This window comes from Pantoea sp. X-Soil-ISGK-355 (assembly GCF_059730805.1).
This window is the reverse complement of record NZ_AP035971.1, coordinates 1866926-1881153: the sequence shown is the minus strand read 5'-3', so window position 1 is coordinate 1881153 and position 14228 is coordinate 1866926. Positions and strand designations below refer to the sequence as shown.

General features: G+C 52.8%; 20 protein-coding genes. 10 read left to right on the top strand and 10 right to left on the bottom strand.

All coding sequences use genetic code 11. The features are described 5' to 3' along the window. Nucleotides 1-37 precede the first annotated feature (37 nt). The 3 genes from tyrS to AC6I8J_RS08690 all read right to left on the bottom strand — a co-directional run bounded on the left by tyrS (nucleotide 38) and on the right by AC6I8J_RS08690 (nucleotide 2449). Entirely contained in the window at nucleotides 38-1312 is a 1275-nt protein-coding gene (tyrS, locus tag AC6I8J_RS08700) for a tyrosine--tRNA ligase (RefSeq protein ID WP_161732485.1), read from the bottom strand. A 140-nt stretch (nucleotides 1313-1452) separates the two neighbouring features. After that, complete coding sequence (gene pdxH / locus AC6I8J_RS08695) at nucleotides 1453-2109, bottom strand: pyridoxamine 5'-phosphate oxidase (protein WP_253421794.1); 657 nt, start codon at nucleotides 2107-2109, stop codon at nucleotides 1453-1455. A 25-nt stretch (nucleotides 2110-2134) separates the two neighbouring features. Continuing rightward, nucleotides 2135-2449 carry an MliC family protein gene (locus AC6I8J_RS08690; RefSeq protein ID WP_161732489.1) on the bottom strand — a complete coding sequence of 105 codons (315 nt, stop codon included), beginning with the start codon at nucleotides 2447-2449 and terminating at the stop codon, nucleotides 2135-2137. Between the two features lie 189 nt (nucleotides 2450-2638). Here AC6I8J_RS08690 and AC6I8J_RS08685 point away from each other — a divergent pair, with 189 nt between their 5' ends. From AC6I8J_RS08685 to ycgZ, 5 genes are all read left to right on the top strand, one after another. Continuing rightward, nucleotides 2639-2842 (top strand): hypothetical protein, encoded by a 204-nt coding sequence (locus AC6I8J_RS08685; RefSeq protein ID WP_061062381.1) that lies wholly within the window; start codon nucleotides 2639-2641, stop codon nucleotides 2840-2842. A gap of 369 nt (nucleotides 2843-3211) precedes the next feature. After that, nucleotides 3212-3445 (top strand): YgdI/YgdR family lipoprotein, encoded by a 234-nt coding sequence (locus AC6I8J_RS08680; protein WP_010245442.1) that lies wholly within the window; start codon nucleotides 3212-3214, stop codon nucleotides 3443-3445. Nucleotides 3446-3460: 15 nt separating this feature from the next. Next, complete coding sequence (locus tag AC6I8J_RS08675) at nucleotides 3461-3691, top strand: YgdI/YgdR family lipoprotein (protein WP_010245445.1); 231 nt, start codon at nucleotides 3461-3463, stop codon at nucleotides 3689-3691. A gap of 421 nt (nucleotides 3692-4112) precedes the next feature. Next, nucleotides 4113-4385: a hypothetical protein gene (locus AC6I8J_RS08670; RefSeq protein WP_260058134.1), complete on the top strand. Its 273-nt coding sequence runs from the start codon at nucleotides 4113-4115 to the stop codon at nucleotides 4383-4385. Nucleotides 4386-4612: 227 nt separating this feature from the next. Then, a complete protein-coding gene (ycgZ, locus tag AC6I8J_RS08665) occupies nucleotides 4613-4852 on the top strand; it encodes a regulatory protein YcgZ (protein ID WP_161732493.1) in 240 nt (79 codons plus the stop codon). A 38-nt stretch (nucleotides 4853-4890) separates the two neighbouring features. Here the strand turns inward: ycgZ and AC6I8J_RS08660 are convergent, their stop codons facing one another. From AC6I8J_RS08660 to umuD, 4 genes are all read right to left on the bottom strand, one after another. Continuing rightward, complete coding sequence (locus tag AC6I8J_RS08660) at nucleotides 4891-5022, bottom strand: hypothetical protein (protein ID WP_260058131.1); 132 nt, start codon at nucleotides 5020-5022, stop codon at nucleotides 4891-4893. Nucleotides 5023-5169: 147 nt separating this feature from the next. Next, nucleotides 5170-5784 (bottom strand): TetR/AcrR family transcriptional regulator, encoded by a 615-nt coding sequence (locus tag AC6I8J_RS08655; protein ID WP_497825259.1) that lies wholly within the window; start codon nucleotides 5782-5784, stop codon nucleotides 5170-5172. Nucleotides 5785-6377: 593 nt separating this feature from the next. After that, nucleotides 6378-7646, bottom strand: coding sequence for a translesion error-prone DNA polymerase V subunit UmuC (gene umuC, locus AC6I8J_RS08650; protein WP_161732497.1), 1269 nt, complete (start codon nucleotides 7644-7646; stop codon nucleotides 6378-6380). A 2-nt stretch (nucleotides 7647-7648) separates the two neighbouring features. After that, the gene (gene umuD / locus AC6I8J_RS08645; RefSeq protein ID WP_013357748.1) at nucleotides 7649-8068 is read right to left on the bottom strand and encodes a translesion error-prone DNA polymerase V autoproteolytic subunit; all 420 of its coding nucleotides are present in this window, start codon (nucleotides 8066-8068) and stop codon (nucleotides 7649-7651) included. Between the two features lie 337 nt (nucleotides 8069-8405). Here umuD and AC6I8J_RS08640 point away from each other — a divergent pair, with 337 nt between their 5' ends. After that, nucleotides 8406-8657, top strand: a complete 252-nt coding sequence (locus tag AC6I8J_RS08640; RefSeq protein ID WP_161732499.1) for a hypothetical protein — start codon at nucleotides 8406-8408, stop codon at nucleotides 8655-8657. Between the two features lie 100 nt (nucleotides 8658-8757). Here the strand turns inward: AC6I8J_RS08640 and AC6I8J_RS08635 are convergent, their stop codons facing one another. Beyond that, the gene (locus AC6I8J_RS08635; protein ID WP_033732545.1) at nucleotides 8758-8982 is read right to left on the bottom strand and encodes a hypothetical protein; all 225 of its coding nucleotides are present in this window, start codon (nucleotides 8980-8982) and stop codon (nucleotides 8758-8760) included. A 551-nt stretch (nucleotides 8983-9533) separates the two neighbouring features. Between AC6I8J_RS08635 and AC6I8J_RS08630 the strand changes: the two genes are divergently transcribed. The 3 genes from AC6I8J_RS08630 to AC6I8J_RS08620 all read left to right on the top strand — a co-directional run bounded on the left by AC6I8J_RS08630 (nucleotide 9534) and on the right by AC6I8J_RS08620 (nucleotide 11856). Continuing rightward, nucleotides 9534-9791 (top strand): biofilm development regulator YmgB/AriR family protein, encoded by a 258-nt coding sequence (locus tag AC6I8J_RS08630; protein WP_161732559.1) that lies wholly within the window; start codon nucleotides 9534-9536, stop codon nucleotides 9789-9791. A gap of 290 nt (nucleotides 9792-10081) precedes the next feature. Further along, on the top strand, nucleotides 10082-10930 hold the full coding sequence (locus AC6I8J_RS08625; protein WP_161732501.1) for a manganese catalase family protein: 849 nt from the start codon (nucleotides 10082-10084) through the stop codon (nucleotides 10928-10930). Between the two features lie 62 nt (nucleotides 10931-10992). Then, the gene (locus AC6I8J_RS08620; protein ID WP_161732503.1) at nucleotides 10993-11856 is read left to right on the top strand and encodes a glucose 1-dehydrogenase; all 864 of its coding nucleotides are present in this window, start codon (nucleotides 10993-10995) and stop codon (nucleotides 11854-11856) included. Here the strand turns inward: AC6I8J_RS08620 and AC6I8J_RS08615 are convergent. After that, nucleotides 11849-12859 carry an apurinic/apyrimidinic endonuclease family protein gene (locus tag AC6I8J_RS08615; RefSeq protein ID WP_222924089.1) on the bottom strand — a complete coding sequence of 337 codons (1011 nt, stop codon included), beginning with the start codon at nucleotides 12857-12859 and terminating at the stop codon, nucleotides 11849-11851. The two genes, AC6I8J_RS08620 and AC6I8J_RS08615, sit on opposite strands and share 8 nt — an antisense overlap. Before the next feature lie 101 nt (nucleotides 12860-12960). On the opposite strand from AC6I8J_RS08615, the gene AC6I8J_RS08610 reads away from it, so the two are divergent. Further along, complete coding sequence (locus AC6I8J_RS08610) at nucleotides 12961-13326, top strand: MmcQ/YjbR family DNA-binding protein (protein WP_150012898.1); 366 nt, start codon at nucleotides 12961-12963, stop codon at nucleotides 13324-13326. 65 nt (nucleotides 13327-13391) lie between these two features. On the opposite strand, the gene zinT is transcribed toward AC6I8J_RS08610, so the two are convergent. Then, nucleotides 13392-14042: a metal-binding protein ZinT gene (gene zinT / locus AC6I8J_RS08605; RefSeq protein ID WP_222924090.1), complete on the bottom strand. Its 651-nt coding sequence runs from the start codon at nucleotides 14040-14042 to the stop codon at nucleotides 13392-13394. Between the last annotated feature and the right edge of the window lie 186 nt (nucleotides 14043-14228).

The following is a 14228-nucleotide window of genomic DNA, read 5'->3' as shown; positions in this document are numbered from 1 at the left end:
TTGCCATAAAAAAGGGCCGGAAACCGGCCCTGAAATCTTACTGCCAGTTAATCAGGCAGTAATGTTTCTTACCGCGACGCAGCAGCGTAAAGCGGTTAAACAGTTTGTCGCTGTCGCTGAAGCGGTATTCCGCGTCAGACTGCTTTTCACCATTCAGAGAAACGGCATTGGAGCCGATCATGGTGCGTGCCTGACCGCGAGACGGCACCAGCTCGGCTTTCACCAGCGCCTGCTGCAGATCGTCGTCAGCGCCCAGTACGATAGTGGGCATACCATCCTGCGCCAGCTGTTCAAAATCGGCTTCGGTCATGTCGCTCACGGAGCCAGAGAAGAGGCTGGCCGTGATGCGTTTTGCCGCCGACAGACCCGCTTCGCCATGCACCAGACGCGTTACCAGCTCAGCCAGCACATACTGCGCACGTGGCGCGGTGCCGCTGTTTTTGTCCTCCTCTTCCAGCGCGTTGATCTCTTCAATGCTCAGGAAGGTGAAGAACTTCAGGAAGCGATAGACATCGGCGTCAGCGGTGTTGATCCAGAACTGATAGAACTTGTACGGGCTGGTTTTCTTCGCATCGAGCCAGACTGCGCCGCCTTCCGTTTTACCGAATTTGGTGCCGTCAGACTTGGTGATCAGCGGAACGGTCAGACCAAAGACCTGGTTCTGATGCAGACGACGGGTCAGGTCGATACCGGAGGTGATGTTACCCCACTGATCGGAACCGCCAATCTGCAACGATACGCCGTGACGCTCGTTCAGGCAGGCGAAATCATAGCCCTGCAGCAGATTGTAAGAGAATTCGGTAAAGGAGATGCCCTGATCGTCACGGTTCAGACGCTGCTTCACCGCTTCTTTATTGATCATCTGGTTAACGGAGAAGTGTTTACCGATGTCACGCAGGAAGGTCAGCACGTTCATGCTGCCAAACCAGTCGTAGTTGTTGGCGGCGATTGCGCTGTTGCTGCCGCAATCGAAGTCGAGGAATGGCGCCACCTGCTGGCGGATCTTCTCAACCCATTCGTTGACGGTGTCGCTGGTATTAAGTTTACGCTCTGCGGCTTTGAAGCTCGGGTCGCCAATCAGGCCGGTTGCACCCCCGACCAGTGCCACCGGCTGATGGCCGGCATCCTGAAAACGCTTCAGGCAGAGCAGCGGTACCAGATGGCCCAAATGCAAGCTGTCAGCAGTGGGGTCAAAGCCGCAATAGAGCGAAATTGGCCCCTGCGCCAGTTTCTCTGTTAACGCGTCTTCATCCGTCACCTGGGCGATAAGGCCCCTCTCCTGCAATTGTTGTATCAGGTTACTGCTGGTCATTACTGACTCCAAATTGATCAGACTGCACCTATGCTGGTACACAGCTTTCCGCTGAGTTGCGGAATCGAAAAAAATGAGGGCTATAGCATAAAGCGCTGACGCCTTCTGTGCCAGCGCTGATAGGGGGAAATCATGCAGATTCAGGGTGCCAGACGGTCGATTTTCCAGCCATCGTGATCGCGCTGATAGATGAAACGATCGTGCAGGCGATGTTCGCCGCCCTGCCAGAACTCCACTGTGTGAAATTTCACGCGGTATCCACCCCAGAAGCTGGGCAGCGGCACATCACCCTGCTGGAACTTCTGTTTCAGTTCCAGAAACTTCCCTTCCAGAATGCCACGGGCCGAAATACGGCTCGACTGCTTCGACACCCAGGCTCCAATCTGACTGTCGCGCGGGCGGCTGTGGAAATATTTCAGCACCTCCAGCGGCGACAGTTTCTCCACTTCGCCCAGCACCATCACCTGACGCTCCAGGTAGTGCCACGGGAAGTGCAGGGAGATACGTGGATTGTGCGCCAGCTGCAGCGCCTTGCGGCTGCCAAGATTGGTGTAAAACACCATGCCCTGCGCATCGAAGTGCTTCAGCAGCACGATACGCTGCCACGGCTGGCCCTGCTCATCCACGGTGGCCACGGTCATTGCCGTGGGATCGGGCAGTTTTGCTTCACACGCCTGGCTCAGCCACTGTTCAAACAGCGCAATCGGATCATCCGGCAGATCCTTACGACGCAATCCGCCGCGGGTATATTCACGCCGCAGATGGGCAATGGTGTGTAGCGTTTCGCTGTCGCTCATAATGCTCGCCTATTCAGATAAAGAGTCAGCTGGCAGGTTGCAGCTCACAATCGTTCACGACGATTTTATCGTTACGTTCGATAAATGCGCCGTTTCCTTTGGACCAGAACACATAGGTGTTGTCGCTATAGCGTGCGCCGGAAGCCGATACCGTCTGCTTCAGCGTCAGGGGCTGGCCATCCATGATGAAGCTCACCTGCTCGTTCGCCTCATCCAGTGTCACGGTCAGGGGCAGGGTTCCACAGCGATAATGCAGGGTCTGCGGCAACGGTGGCTGTTTATGCATCAGACTACAGCCGGACAGCAACAGCACCGCGGCAACGGTCAATCCTTTCAACATAAGCGGGTCTCCTTCACGAGTGAAGCTGGCATTATAAGAAGGATTTTGCGCGAAGTAAGTGGGAATCCGCGCCAATCTGGTGGATGCTGTCATGCCGCCTGAATTATTCCGCATTTTCAGGCGGTTGTCTGAATGCACAGACCGCGTTCTCAGGCTACGCTCTATAGATCTTAAGCGAGGAAAACAAATATGAAATTTGATAACGAAGATGCATTTAAGCTGGCTGTGGCGTTTATGAACCACAAAGAGAATGCCACCGTCGCCAGCAGCTACTTTAAAACCTTTATCGACACCTACCAGAAATTTGATCGCTGGCTGAGCGCATCCGATCCGGTCAGCGCCATGAAAGCGGAAAAAGCGGCAGCCAAAGCCGGCGAAGACTCCATTCTTTGATCCCCTTCTTCACTGGCCCGATAGTCATCAGGGTATCGGGCCAGCGGATATAAGCAGCCGTTAACGCTGGTGCAGACGATTACTCCTATGGCGACGCTGGCTTTAACGAAGAATATCTGCTCCGGCTGCCGTGCTTATTTTCCACCCTGACCTCACTTTTATTCAGGCCATGTAATGCCTCTGCTGAAACGGCATAAACAGCCGTGCACATTTGCAATAAATGCTATTCCCCACCGTCATTCCCGTGAATAATCGCTACACCCCCCTTTTTTGTCTAAAAAACCGGCAGCGAAACGTGACAGGGTCAGCAAACTCTATAAAGCCGTCTATGCTGTAAACGTCTGGTTATACTTCATGGAGTTAAAAAAAATGAAAATGAAATCCCTGTCAGCCATTGCTTTGCTGGCGCTTTCTTTAGGTACGCTTGCAGGCTGCGCCTCGAATCAGTCAATTAAGACCACTGATGGCCGTACCATTGTCACTGATGGTAAACCGCAGATCGATTCAGATACTGGCCTGGTTTCTTATCGCGATGCTCAGACAGGAAAAACTGAGCAGATCAATCGCAATGAGATCAGTAATATGAGTGAACTCGACAACTAATATAAGGTGAATAAGATGAAAAAAGCGCTGATTTTACCTCTCGCCGCATTGATTGGTATGACCGTATTAACCGGCTGCACCCGTACCAGTTATGCGATTCAGACTAATGATGGACGTACCATTATTAGTGATGGCAAGCCTTCTGAGTCAGATGCCGGTCTGCTGGCCTACACCGACGCCAATGGCGTGAAGCAACAGATTAATAAAGCGGACGTTAAAGCGGTTTCTGAAGTACCGAAGAAATAAACCGGGCACTATCGTTCATTTAATAAAGCCGCCCGTAGGCGGCTTTATTTTTTCCTGTGCTTAGCGCAACATGTGGTACGAACGAAGCTTCCCGCCACCTGCCGATTCGAATCAGAAATATCCGTTATGTTATAGCCATAATATGGCAGTCAACATGACAGTAATCGTGATTCACCTGCTTATTACTTATCTGAATTTCAGGCAACCCCTACCCTTTTTAACCAGCTTAATAGCTCAAGCTCTTTTACCCGTAAAACAGAACTCTGTTTTTATTCTTTTTTATTAGAGGCTTATCGCTTCGCTTAAAGGTTCATTTTATTTTTTAATCATTTCAACTGTGTTTATCGGCGGTTTCCGATCTTTTAGTCCGGATGACCTTTAACTAGACTATTCATATCGTTATTCAATCAGGAGGTCGCTGATGGTTTACCATGATAAAACAATCGGTCATATCATTCTTGGTGAAGCCGCCATTAATCTGGCGTTTGAAGAGCAGGAGATCACGCTGGTATCACTGATTCGCCAGCTGGCTGAAATGGCTGAAAACGAACGCAGCGATGAGCGCGTCGCGCAGATTGCTGATACACGCAACTGGCTTAAAGGCTTTATCGAGGCCTCAACGCGCGACCGCGCCGAATTAAACTGGCTGGTTGAAACCGGACAGGCGCCGGTTTACCTTAAAGATTACCGCTAATGTGCTAAAGAATGTCCTGTCGGTTCAGGGTGCCAGGCCTCGCCTGGTGCCACTCACCACTCCGCGGCATCACGCCAGTTTTTGCATTTTTTCTGTTTATCGCCAGAAGCTATGCAGATCGCACGAAAACCACCGGTCCTGCGCTGAAATAGCTATACAGATTCGATTTTTTTGTATAACTTCGGCGCAAGCCGATCGTTTTTCCATCACCTCACAGGAAATTATCCATGTACCCGAACCAGAGACTGCCGCGGACGGCAGACGATATTGCCCGTTATTTTAATGCGGCAAGCCTGCCCTCACAGCAGGAAACGCTGGGTCAGGTGGTGGTGGAAATTCTGCATGCAGGCGGGAACGTAAACCGTAAATCGATCTGCACCAAACTTCTCCGTCGGCTGGAGACAGCGTCCACGCAGGAAGAGGAGCGTCATTACCGTGCCCTCATCAGCCTGCTGTTTGGCCGTTAAGCAGCGGACGCTCTCTGCCAGCGACTTCTGTCAGCGCGTCAGGGCTCTCCGCTTTCCGTCACCTGCTGTTGCAGCGGATGTTTCACTGCGCGGGTTTCAAATCCCCCCTGTGCAGCAAAGACAGAGCAGCCAATAGCGGCGACGAGTGTCAGTAAGATTGAGGTTTTCACGAAGCAGGCCTTAATTTTCTACGCTACAGAATAAAGCGTAAAAGCCTGGCACATAAACAGCGTCGGGAAAAGCGCACTGCAGACTTTTTCTGTCCGAAAAACGTGGGCGGGGAAATGCCGGTATACTGATGCCCCTCCCCGTAATGATTACCCCAGCACTTTCAATGCCAGCGCCAGCGTCTGCTGTTCGTTGGTCACATCGCTGACCTTGCCTGCAACCCGCATACCGTATGCCATGCAGAGGATTAAACCGGCTGCCGCTTCACTGTCCAGTGTGTTATCGATTGAGCCATCCCGTTGCCCCAGCTCCAGCAGCGAGACCAGGAAGCGCTGATTACGCTGAACCACCTCATCAATGCGCTGCCCCAGCGCCTGATCCATCGTCTGCAGCGCAATGGCGCTGGCAACGACCAGACAGCCGCGCCGCCCTTCGATGGCGCGCGCCGAGTCAAGATAGAACTGCAATAGCTCGGTTATTTTTTCCCGTCCGCTGACACAGGGTGCCAGACGACGGCGCAGCTCGGTATTTCTGAGCAACAGATAACGTTCAAACACCTGCAGAAAGAGCGAGCGCTTATCTTTAAAGGCCTTGTAGATGCTGCCTGCAGAGAGGTTCATCGCCTCACCCAGATCGCTTATTGATGTGGCGTGATACCCTTTTTGTCGGAAAACGATCATGGCTTGATCCAGAGCCTGTTCAATATCGAACTCTCTGGGACGTCCCCGCTCTTTGTTTTTTTGCGCTGTCGCTGTCATGATCATTGTTACCGGTCTGGTAAGGACGTTCCTGTCAGAATCAGCCCGGATTCTATCCCAGGCATGGGTAACAAGTATAGATAGCGGCCTGACACTGACGCCTGTCCGTTTCTGTCGCCTGATGATCAAGGGGAGTAACCGGTTGTACCCTGCAACCCGGCAGAGGTTACAGAGCAAACCGGTCACGATTTACTCAGATAATAACGCGGTCTCTTTGCGGCGATCTGCCCGTTGCTGCGTGTTTATTTTAATCAGCCATAACATAGACTGCTTAATAAGCAGGCTGGCGTGGTGCTCATTGTCAGCAAAACATAAAAAGAGTCGGGTTTTTATAGTGCTGTTGCCGTCGACCACATAAATCTCATCGTCGTCATGGTGGCGGGATTGAATGATTGCTGTGAATTGTATTGCAGGCCAGAGCATGACTCTGGCTTCAAACGCTCTGAAACCCACTATATTTACGTGGTTATTTTTTTAAAATGCCCGATGAAAAACTACTCATCGGGCCAGGCAAAGCATCACTTCCTGTCACTTTAATCGCGTGATAAAAAAGCGTATAACAGCTGCTACGTCAGCAACAGAGGAAGCCGGACCCGCGCCTACTTAACCGCCGCCACCGGCAAATCCGTTACCCGCGTGGTATAGGCAGGTGACAGCATCTCGCGCTTCATTGCCCAGGCCTTGTTGATCCCCTGCCCGGCAAACCAGAGTTTTCCGCTGCCGATTTTATTAATTTTATCAATCAGCTGCATCAGCTCCTGGCTGTTGCGGCGCGGCTGATGCTCGTCAAACAGATCAAGCTGGGCCACGCCCTGACTGAAAAAATCCCCCAGCACGATGCCCGCCTTGATATAGCGATGCCCCTCAATCCAGATGTTATCCAGACACGCCATCGCAACGCCGACAATATCGCGCGTGTCCTGTGTCGGGATGACCAACTGGCCGGTAGACTGATTACCATAAAAGGGTTCATCCGTAGCATGCGGGCTGGTACGCACAAAGACCCCCACCTGACGGCAATACTGGTTACCGCGGCGTAGCTTCTCTGCCGCACGCTCAGCATAGGCACAGACGGCTTCACGCATCTGGTCATAATCGGAGATGCGGCTGCCAAACGAACGGGAACACATGATTTGCTGCTTATCCGGTGTCACTGACTCCAGTTCCAGGCAGGATTCGCCACGCAGTTCTCTGACGGTACGCTCCATCACCACGCTGAACTGTTTGCGAATGGATTCGGTGCTTTGATCGGCCAGATCTTTCGCCGTCATAACGCCCATGGCGTTGAGCCGTTTGCCGATCCGGTGCCCTACGCCCCAGACGTCAGCCACATCAATCAGCGCCAGCAGCTTTTTCTGTCGTTCGGGGTCCGACAGATCGACAATGCCGCCGGTTTTGCTCCACTTTTTGGCCGCAAAATTCGCCAGCTTAGCCAGCGTTTTGGTCTGTGCAATGCCGACGCCGACGGTCAGATGGGTCTCTTTGCGGATCCGTTCTTTAACCTGCCGGCCAAAGGTCTCCAGCGCCATGCAGTTCTGCACGCCGGTAAGATCCATAAACGCCTCGTCGATCGAGTAGATCTCCACCGAGGGAGCCATCTCTTCGAGGATGGTCATCACCCGCTCACTCATGTCGGCATAGAGCGCGTAATTTGAGCTGAAGACCTGTACCGCATGACGCGTCAGCTCTTCACGCATTTTAAAATAGGGTGCACCCATTTTAATGCCGGCTTTTTTTGCCTCGGCGCTGCGCGCAATCACACAGCCGTCGTTATTCGACAGCACCACCACCGGTTTGCCTTTCAGATCGGGCCGGAAAACGGTTTCGCACGATGCATAAAAGCAGTTCACATCGACCAGCGCGAACATGGTCAGTGCGTCGATTTAATAACAAAGGTCACAACACCAAACACTTCCAGCGCATCTTCGGTCTGGATAGCGATCGGTTTAAATTTGGTGTTCATCGGCATCAGTTGCAGGCAGGGATGAAGCTGAAGACGTTTAACGGTAAATTCACCATCGACGGCGGCCACCACGATATCGCCGTGTGAGGCGGTGAGCGAGCTGTCGACCACCAGCATATCACCATCGTTAATGCCCGCCTCAATCATCGACTCGCCGCTGACGCGGACAAAATAGGTGGCACTGGGATGCTGCACCATCAGCGCATTGAGATCGATACGTTGTTCGACATAATCCTGCGCCGGGGAGGGAAATCCGCACGGCACACGTTCGATATAAAGCGGTAAAGGCATAACGGCGCGAATGTCCGCAGGTTTAATGAATTCCACAATTTCACTCCTTGCTCAGATTACTGTATATAAATACAGTAATAGCTAATCCCCCTTTTAATCAAGTGACACGGAACATTTTTAAGCAAAGGAGTTGATGGTAATACACTTTTTTAATCCTCTTTTTTCTCACTGCTGTGAGAGTAAGCGGAAACGGGTTACTTTTGCCGCAGCACGGGAATATCAGCGTTTTTTTCTTTCAGTAACTAATCTTATAAATTCACCCGCTGATTATTTTTACTTAAGGAAAATCTGACAACGTCTCTGTGGCATTCGCCGAGGTTTGAATATTCAGAGCGGGCTGGTTATTCTGCCTTTTTTAAGGCATGGAGGGGTTATGACAGACGACGATAGAATTAAACATCTGGAAGAAGCCGTTGCGCAGTTAACGGTTGAGACCACGGTATTAAAAGCGATACTCGGTCAGCAAATTGCGCTCAATAATCTCAACTACAAAGGGAAATTTGACGATGTGCTGGCCGCGCTGGCGAAAGAATATGCCGAACGTGGTCTGGAGGAAGGCAATAATCAGGCAATCCATGACGCCCTGCGTCAGTATATTAAATATGAGCCACCCACGATGGAATAGGACTCTCCGGCAGCGTCCGCTCACCGGACGTTACCGGCTCCTGAACACTGCCATCCCCTGCCCCGTCCCGGCAGCCGTCTGAGACGCTGCGGATTAGCCTTTAAGCCTGGCTATCACTCTCCAGCGCATCCTGAATCGCATCGGCCAGATTACCAATTTCATTCGCCACGGCCTGCAGGTCCCAGGAGGCTTTTGAACCGGTTGCTGACGTTGAAGCGCTGACGGATTCCTTTGCCACTGACAGCGCCGCTGCCACAGCCACTGAACGTTTATGTTGTTCCTGCGTCACGCCCGCAGGCGGAATCGCAAAATAGTCGTGAACCATGATCATTTCCTTGTGATGAATAAGGGCTCAACCTTAGCCTTCTGCATCAGGCGTGGGAAGTGAATTATGTGGCATGACCTGTCAGGCGGACAGGATTGCAGCAGCTGTGTTGCGTTGTCCGCTTTTCCTGCGCAAAAAAACCTGTACGGGCTGTACAGGTTTTTTGCAAAAATGTCTGCCTGAACGGCTATTGTATCGTTTTACAGGACGGCAGAAAAATAGCTGGCACTCACCAGCAGACGTTATCATCTTATGGGAAATCCCTGTTAATTCACTGAATAATATAACATAAAGAGTGAAAGCCTCGCTTTGTCCTGTGTGCCATCTCTCCCTCAACACATCTGACCAGTGATCTTTTGTCAAATTTTATTGTACAACTTTGCCATTTTTGTATAACTTTACCTCGTGATGTTAAATCACTTGTAACGAGCGTGCTTTGCACCGCATCTGAAGGTGTTGTGGATTTCCACCTTCAGATGCAATTTTTTTGCGTCAGCCGGTTACCGGATCTGAATCAACGCATTCCTTCCCAATTTCTTATGAGGCCTGACATGCAAACAACGATGAATACAGAGTCTCAGATTTCTGATTACTTCATGAACTCTGGTACAGCGCTGACCACAGAAAAACAGGTGATCGCCGCAGTTCATGCTGAACTTGCGCGAGCCAAAGCCCATGTCTCCGATAAAGACATTGTGCTGGGTCTGATTCACCGCCTGGAGAGCGAGCGCGACATGGTTAAGCAGGATATTTACCGTCAGGCTCTTGAACATGTTCTGCAGCGTGCAACGGCCACCAGCGAAAGCTAAAAACCTGTGTCTGTCATGACGGAACGCGAATTAGCACGGATGCTTTTCCACTACGGAATCGGCCCCTTTTAAAGGGGCTTTTTTATTTCTGCTGCACTGCATCACCCGCTTCTATATTCACCTCCCGTACTGCCTGCCCTGCCGGACCAGATATAGCTCTACTATTTACCGTTTTTGCCGCTTATTTCACCTTAAATTGCGATTAATTGCTCTCGGTTCGCTTTATTTATCCGATATCTGTGTCCAGGCTTTTTCTGCATCTACTGCAAACACAGACGAGGAAAATAATCATGTTTCATCATTCATCAAAACTTCAATTCCCGGTTCGTGTAGAGAAGCCCGATCCAGAGTTTGCCATGCTGTTACAGCAGGCCATCGGCGGCGTCGAAGGTGAGATTCGTGTAGCGATGCAATACTTTTTCCAGGCGATGGGCGCGCGGGGTGATGTGCGGATTCGGGATCTGCTGATCTCCACCGCCACCGAAGAGCTGAGCCATATCGAAATGCTGGGCTACGCCGTGGCGCTGAACCTTGAAGGCGCACCGCTCTCTTACCAGGAAGCGTCAGCCAAAGACCCGGTGGTTAATGCCATTCTGGGTGGCATGAACCCACGCCATATCCTCTCTTCCGGTCTGGCTGCGATGCCGGTGAATGCCAACGGCATGCCGTTCGACATGAGCCACATCTACGCCTCCGGCAACGTGGCGGCAGATATGCTGGCTAACGTCACTGCAGAAGCCACCGGCCGCGTACTGGCTACCCGGCTCTACAACATGACCGAAGACAAAGGGATGAAGGACTTCCTCTCCTTCCTGATCGCCCGTGACACGATGCACCAGCAGCAGTGGCTGGCGGTGATCGAAGAGATGGGTGGCCTGAACGCATCGCTGCCGATCCCGAACAGCTTCCCGCAGGAACATGAGGCGCAGGAGCACTCGTACTACTGCCTGAATACCTCACTGGACAAACCGCTGCCGGAAGGTCGCTGGAGCAGTGGCCCGGCTTACGATGGTCATGGGCAGTTCAGCGCGAAGCAGCAGCCCGAGATTCTGGGTGATGAGCCGCTGCTGGGCAATGCCCGTCCCGGCTCCGGTGCACAGTCAGAGCAGATTGATGGCGTTACGCCACCGAAACCATAATTACCCGCCTGTCAGGGACCAATGCCCTGACAGGTTTTTCCATTTTTTACGGAGGAGAAGTCATGTCATCCACTCAGCGTCCACAACCCCCATTCACAGAGCAGCAGCAGACGTGGCCTGGCAGCACCGCCGCGATGCAGCCACAGCCCGATCATGGTGAAGAGAGTTATCAGGGTTCAGGCCGTCTGGCGGGTAAAAAAGCGATTATTACCGGCGGCGATTCCGGCATTGGCCGGGCCGTGGCGATTGCTTTTGCCCGGGAAGGTGCTGACGTGCTGATCTCTTATCTTGATGAGCATGAGGATGCGCAGGATACCGCCCGACTGGTTGAGGCCGCCGGTCAGAAAGCTGTCCTGGTGCCCGGCGACATTACCGATGCGTCACACTGCAACGCGCTGGTTGATAAAGCCGTTGAAGCCTTTGGTGAGATTAACATTGTGGTGAATAACGCGGCGTATCAGATGACGCGCGACTCGCTGGATGCGATCAGCGACGACGAGTTTGATCGGACGATGAAGACTAACCTGTACGCGATGTTTTACATCACTAAAGCGGCCACAAAACATATGCCTGCAGGCGGGTCGATCATTAATACGGCTTCGATCAATGCTGACCAGCCGAAACCGAAACTGCTCGCCTACTCCGCCACCAAAGCCGCCATCGTTAACTTCTCCGGTGGCCTGGCCGCCTTGCTGGCGGAAAAAGGCATCCGAGCCAATGCGGTTGCGCCCGGCCCCATCTGGACACCGCTGATCCCGTCGACCATGCCGGTTGAACAGGTGAAGACCTTTGGCAGTGAAGTGCCGCTGCAACGTGCCGGTCAGCCTGCTGAGCTGGCGCCAACCTATGTGATGCTGGCCAGTGATGAAGCCAGCTACATTTCCGGGGCGACCATCGCCGTCACAGGCGGCGTGGCGATTATTTAACGTTTGCCGATTCCCTGGTCGCTTCGGCCAGGGGATTCTCTATCAGCTTCTGCGTTATTCCCCACTGATAAAGCGGCTCCCGCGCCAGATTCTTCATTTTCACTTCGCACATGATGTCGAAAGCGTGGAACGACAGCGCCCAGCCATTCAGCGTCGGATTGAAAAAGAAGTCGGAGTGCGCCCGCAGTTTGCTTTTGCTTACGCCCAGCTGCTGCTGATCGGGCCAGCCCGCCTGCGGAATAATCCCCTCCTGCGAAATCGAATAGTGCAGCACCGGCCGTACGCCGCGCCATGAGTCGATTACTCTGGCAACGCGCGCATCATCCGGCTGAATAAACTCACTCTCTTTTACCCAGTGATGGTGGATATCCAGCACGACCGGACAGAGGGGTGCCGCCTGCAGCACATCATCCAGCGAGCAGGAAATCTCATCATTCTCCACCGTCAGCATCAGTCGCGCTTCCGGGCTGAGCTGATTAAATGAGTGTTTAAAGCCGTCGAATCCCGCCTTACCATTCATATGAATGTTGATTTTAAAATCCTGGAAGGTTTTGCCGTAGCCCATCAGACAGGCGCAGAGCGTGTGATACTCCACATCTTCCAGGGCTCGCACCACGACATCGGGATTGTCGGAAGCCAGCACGGTATATTGGCCCGGATGGAATGAGAGCCGGATGTCATGCGCCCGCGCCAGCTCACCACAGCGGGCAAACAGCGGGTAGAGTTCAGGCAGGAATTCCGCAAACAACGGCGTCGCTTCGGGCACCGTATAAAGCGGCAGCAGATCGCTGCCGATACGCATCATTCGCAGCGGCGCGGGTAACGTGGCCAGATGCTCAAGCGTCAGGTAGAGATTATTGAGATTGGTAACGGTGATCTCATGAACCAGCTGGTGACGTTCAGCGTGCGGTAAACTCAGAAATCGTTTACGGGTAGTCGCGCGAAACGGGAAAAACTGTTTGCCGTCGCTATTGAGATACTTACATGCAAAGCCTAATTTCATGACTGCTCCTGATTGATGCTTATCAGAAGTGTAACAGGCCTCTGGCGACCAGCCAGTCGCGGGCCACAGAGGCAGAGTGAATAATGACAGGGAGAGAGACTATGCAGGGTCACGCGATCCAGCGTATCGCTATCGACGCAGCTGAACGGCTGCCCGCCGCCGAATCGGGCTATCCGTTCGGGCCGGAACATCAGGTTTTTAAAGTGTGTGGGAAAGTGTTTTTACTGCTGACCGAACTGCGGGGCGTGCCGATTATCACCCTGAAATGCGAACCGCAACAGGCGGAGCTGCACCGGGTGATCTATCCCTCGATTACCGCCGGTTACCATATGAATAAGCGCCACTGGATTACGGTTTATCCCGGCGACGGCCTGTCGCCAGGCCTGATTCAGCAGCTGGTTGAGGAGTCATATCAGCGGGTGGTGCGCGGCATCCCTGCCTCACGCCGCCCGGTGTGGGTGGGATAAAGGCGGCGAAAGGTAATAATGAAAACCCGCCCTGACCAGCACGCCATCAGCCCCCGCCCCGGCACTCAGTGGTGCAGCATCTCATCCAGCACCTGTGCGTTCGACATCTGGTAAGGGTAATAGGTTGGCCAGTTGTCCATCTCCGCCAGCAGGGCCTGCTGAGAGGCGTTACCCATAAAAATATGGAAATGGGCGGACTTACGCGGCCCGATGGTGTGATCGCTGAACTGCACATATTTCGGGGCGGTGCTGCTGGCGTCCTGACACTCGAACAGATAGCGCACCCCTTTCTTCCCGGACGTGTAGGTCAGGATTTTGTGCCCTGAATAGTGATAGTGGCAGGCGCTGATCTTATCGCCGACATGGAACTCCATCACGCCATTTTCGATGCCAATGGTATCGACGTCGGTGGCGTAGCCTTTGCGATAATAGGCCTTGTACTGTTCTGCCGTTTTACTGTTGTCCTGCTGGGCTTTCTTCTGCCAGACCGGGTCCAGCTCGCCACTTTTCAGCAGCGGATAGACCGACTGCCAGATTCCGTCCCAGTCAGAGAGCGGACGATCTTTTACATCGCTGTCAGCGAAGATGCCTTCAGCCGCCTTCTGCTCCATCGCTGACAGCGGTTTTCCATGGGCATGCGTACCATGTGCCAGCGCCTGCTGACTGATTAACAGCGTGCCTGCGATTCCTATCCATTTACCTGCATGATTTTTCAAAGCCCGATCCCCGATTCATGTAACAGGATGAAATGTTATGATATAACATTTCACAATTCAACCTAAATCTGCCTGTCGCCCTATTAATTTTTTTAATGATCAGAGTCATCTTCTGGTGCATAGCCTTCTCCTGTCGCAGAGCAATCTGACGGGGTTGTAAAGCGCGTTGCCAGCACAGCAGGCGCG

What these genes read in the sequence shown, in the direction of transcription:
- tyrS (WP_161732485.1), bottom strand. Translation starts at nt 1,312, where the DNA reads ATGACCAGCAGTAACCTGATACAACAATTGCAGGAGAGGGGCCTTATC.
- pdxH (WP_253421794.1), bottom strand. Translation starts at nt 2,109, where the DNA reads ATGAGCGACAGCGAAACGCTACACACCATTGCCCATCTGCGGCGTGAA.
- AC6I8J_RS08690 (WP_161732489.1), bottom strand. Translation starts at nt 2,449, where the DNA reads ATGTTGAAAGGATTGACCGTTGCCGCGGTGCTGTTGCTGTCCGGCTGT.
- AC6I8J_RS08685 (WP_061062381.1), top strand. Translation starts at nt 2,639, where the DNA reads ATGAAATTTGATAACGAAGATGCATTTAAGCTGGCTGTGGCGTTTATG.
- AC6I8J_RS08680 (WP_010245442.1), top strand. Translation starts at nt 3,212, where the DNA reads ATGAAAATGAAATCCCTGTCAGCCATTGCTTTGCTGGCGCTTTCTTTA.
- AC6I8J_RS08675 (WP_010245445.1), top strand. Translation starts at nt 3,461, where the DNA reads ATGAAAAAAGCGCTGATTTTACCTCTCGCCGCATTGATTGGTATGACC.
- AC6I8J_RS08670 (WP_260058134.1), top strand. Translation starts at nt 4,113, where the DNA reads ATGGTTTACCATGATAAAACAATCGGTCATATCATTCTTGGTGAAGCC.
- ycgZ (WP_161732493.1), top strand. Translation starts at nt 4,613, where the DNA reads ATGTACCCGAACCAGAGACTGCCGCGGACGGCAGACGATATTGCCCGT.
- AC6I8J_RS08655 (WP_497825259.1), bottom strand. Translation starts at nt 5,784, where the DNA reads ATGATCATGACAGCGACAGCGCAAAAAAACAAAGAGCGGGGACGTCCC.
- umuC (WP_161732497.1), bottom strand. Translation starts at nt 7,646, where the DNA reads ATGTTCGCGCTGGTCGATGTGAACTGCTTTTATGCATCGTGCGAAACC.
- AC6I8J_RS08640 (WP_161732499.1), top strand. Translation starts at nt 8,406, where the DNA reads ATGACAGACGACGATAGAATTAAACATCTGGAAGAAGCCGTTGCGCAG.
- AC6I8J_RS08635 (WP_033732545.1), bottom strand. Translation starts at nt 8,982, where the DNA reads ATGGTTCACGACTATTTTGCGATTCCGCCTGCGGGCGTGACGCAGGAA.
- AC6I8J_RS08630 (WP_161732559.1), top strand. Translation starts at nt 9,534, where the DNA reads ATGCAAACAACGATGAATACAGAGTCTCAGATTTCTGATTACTTCATG.
- AC6I8J_RS08625 (WP_161732501.1), top strand. Translation starts at nt 10,082, where the DNA reads ATGTTTCATCATTCATCAAAACTTCAATTCCCGGTTCGTGTAGAGAAG.
- AC6I8J_RS08620 (WP_161732503.1), top strand. Translation starts at nt 10,993, where the DNA reads ATGTCATCCACTCAGCGTCCACAACCCCCATTCACAGAGCAGCAGCAG.
- AC6I8J_RS08615 (WP_222924089.1), bottom strand. Translation starts at nt 12,859, where the DNA reads ATGAAATTAGGCTTTGCATGTAAGTATCTCAATAGCGACGGCAAACAG.
- AC6I8J_RS08610 (WP_150012898.1), top strand. Translation starts at nt 12,961, where the DNA reads ATGCAGGGTCACGCGATCCAGCGTATCGCTATCGACGCAGCTGAACGG.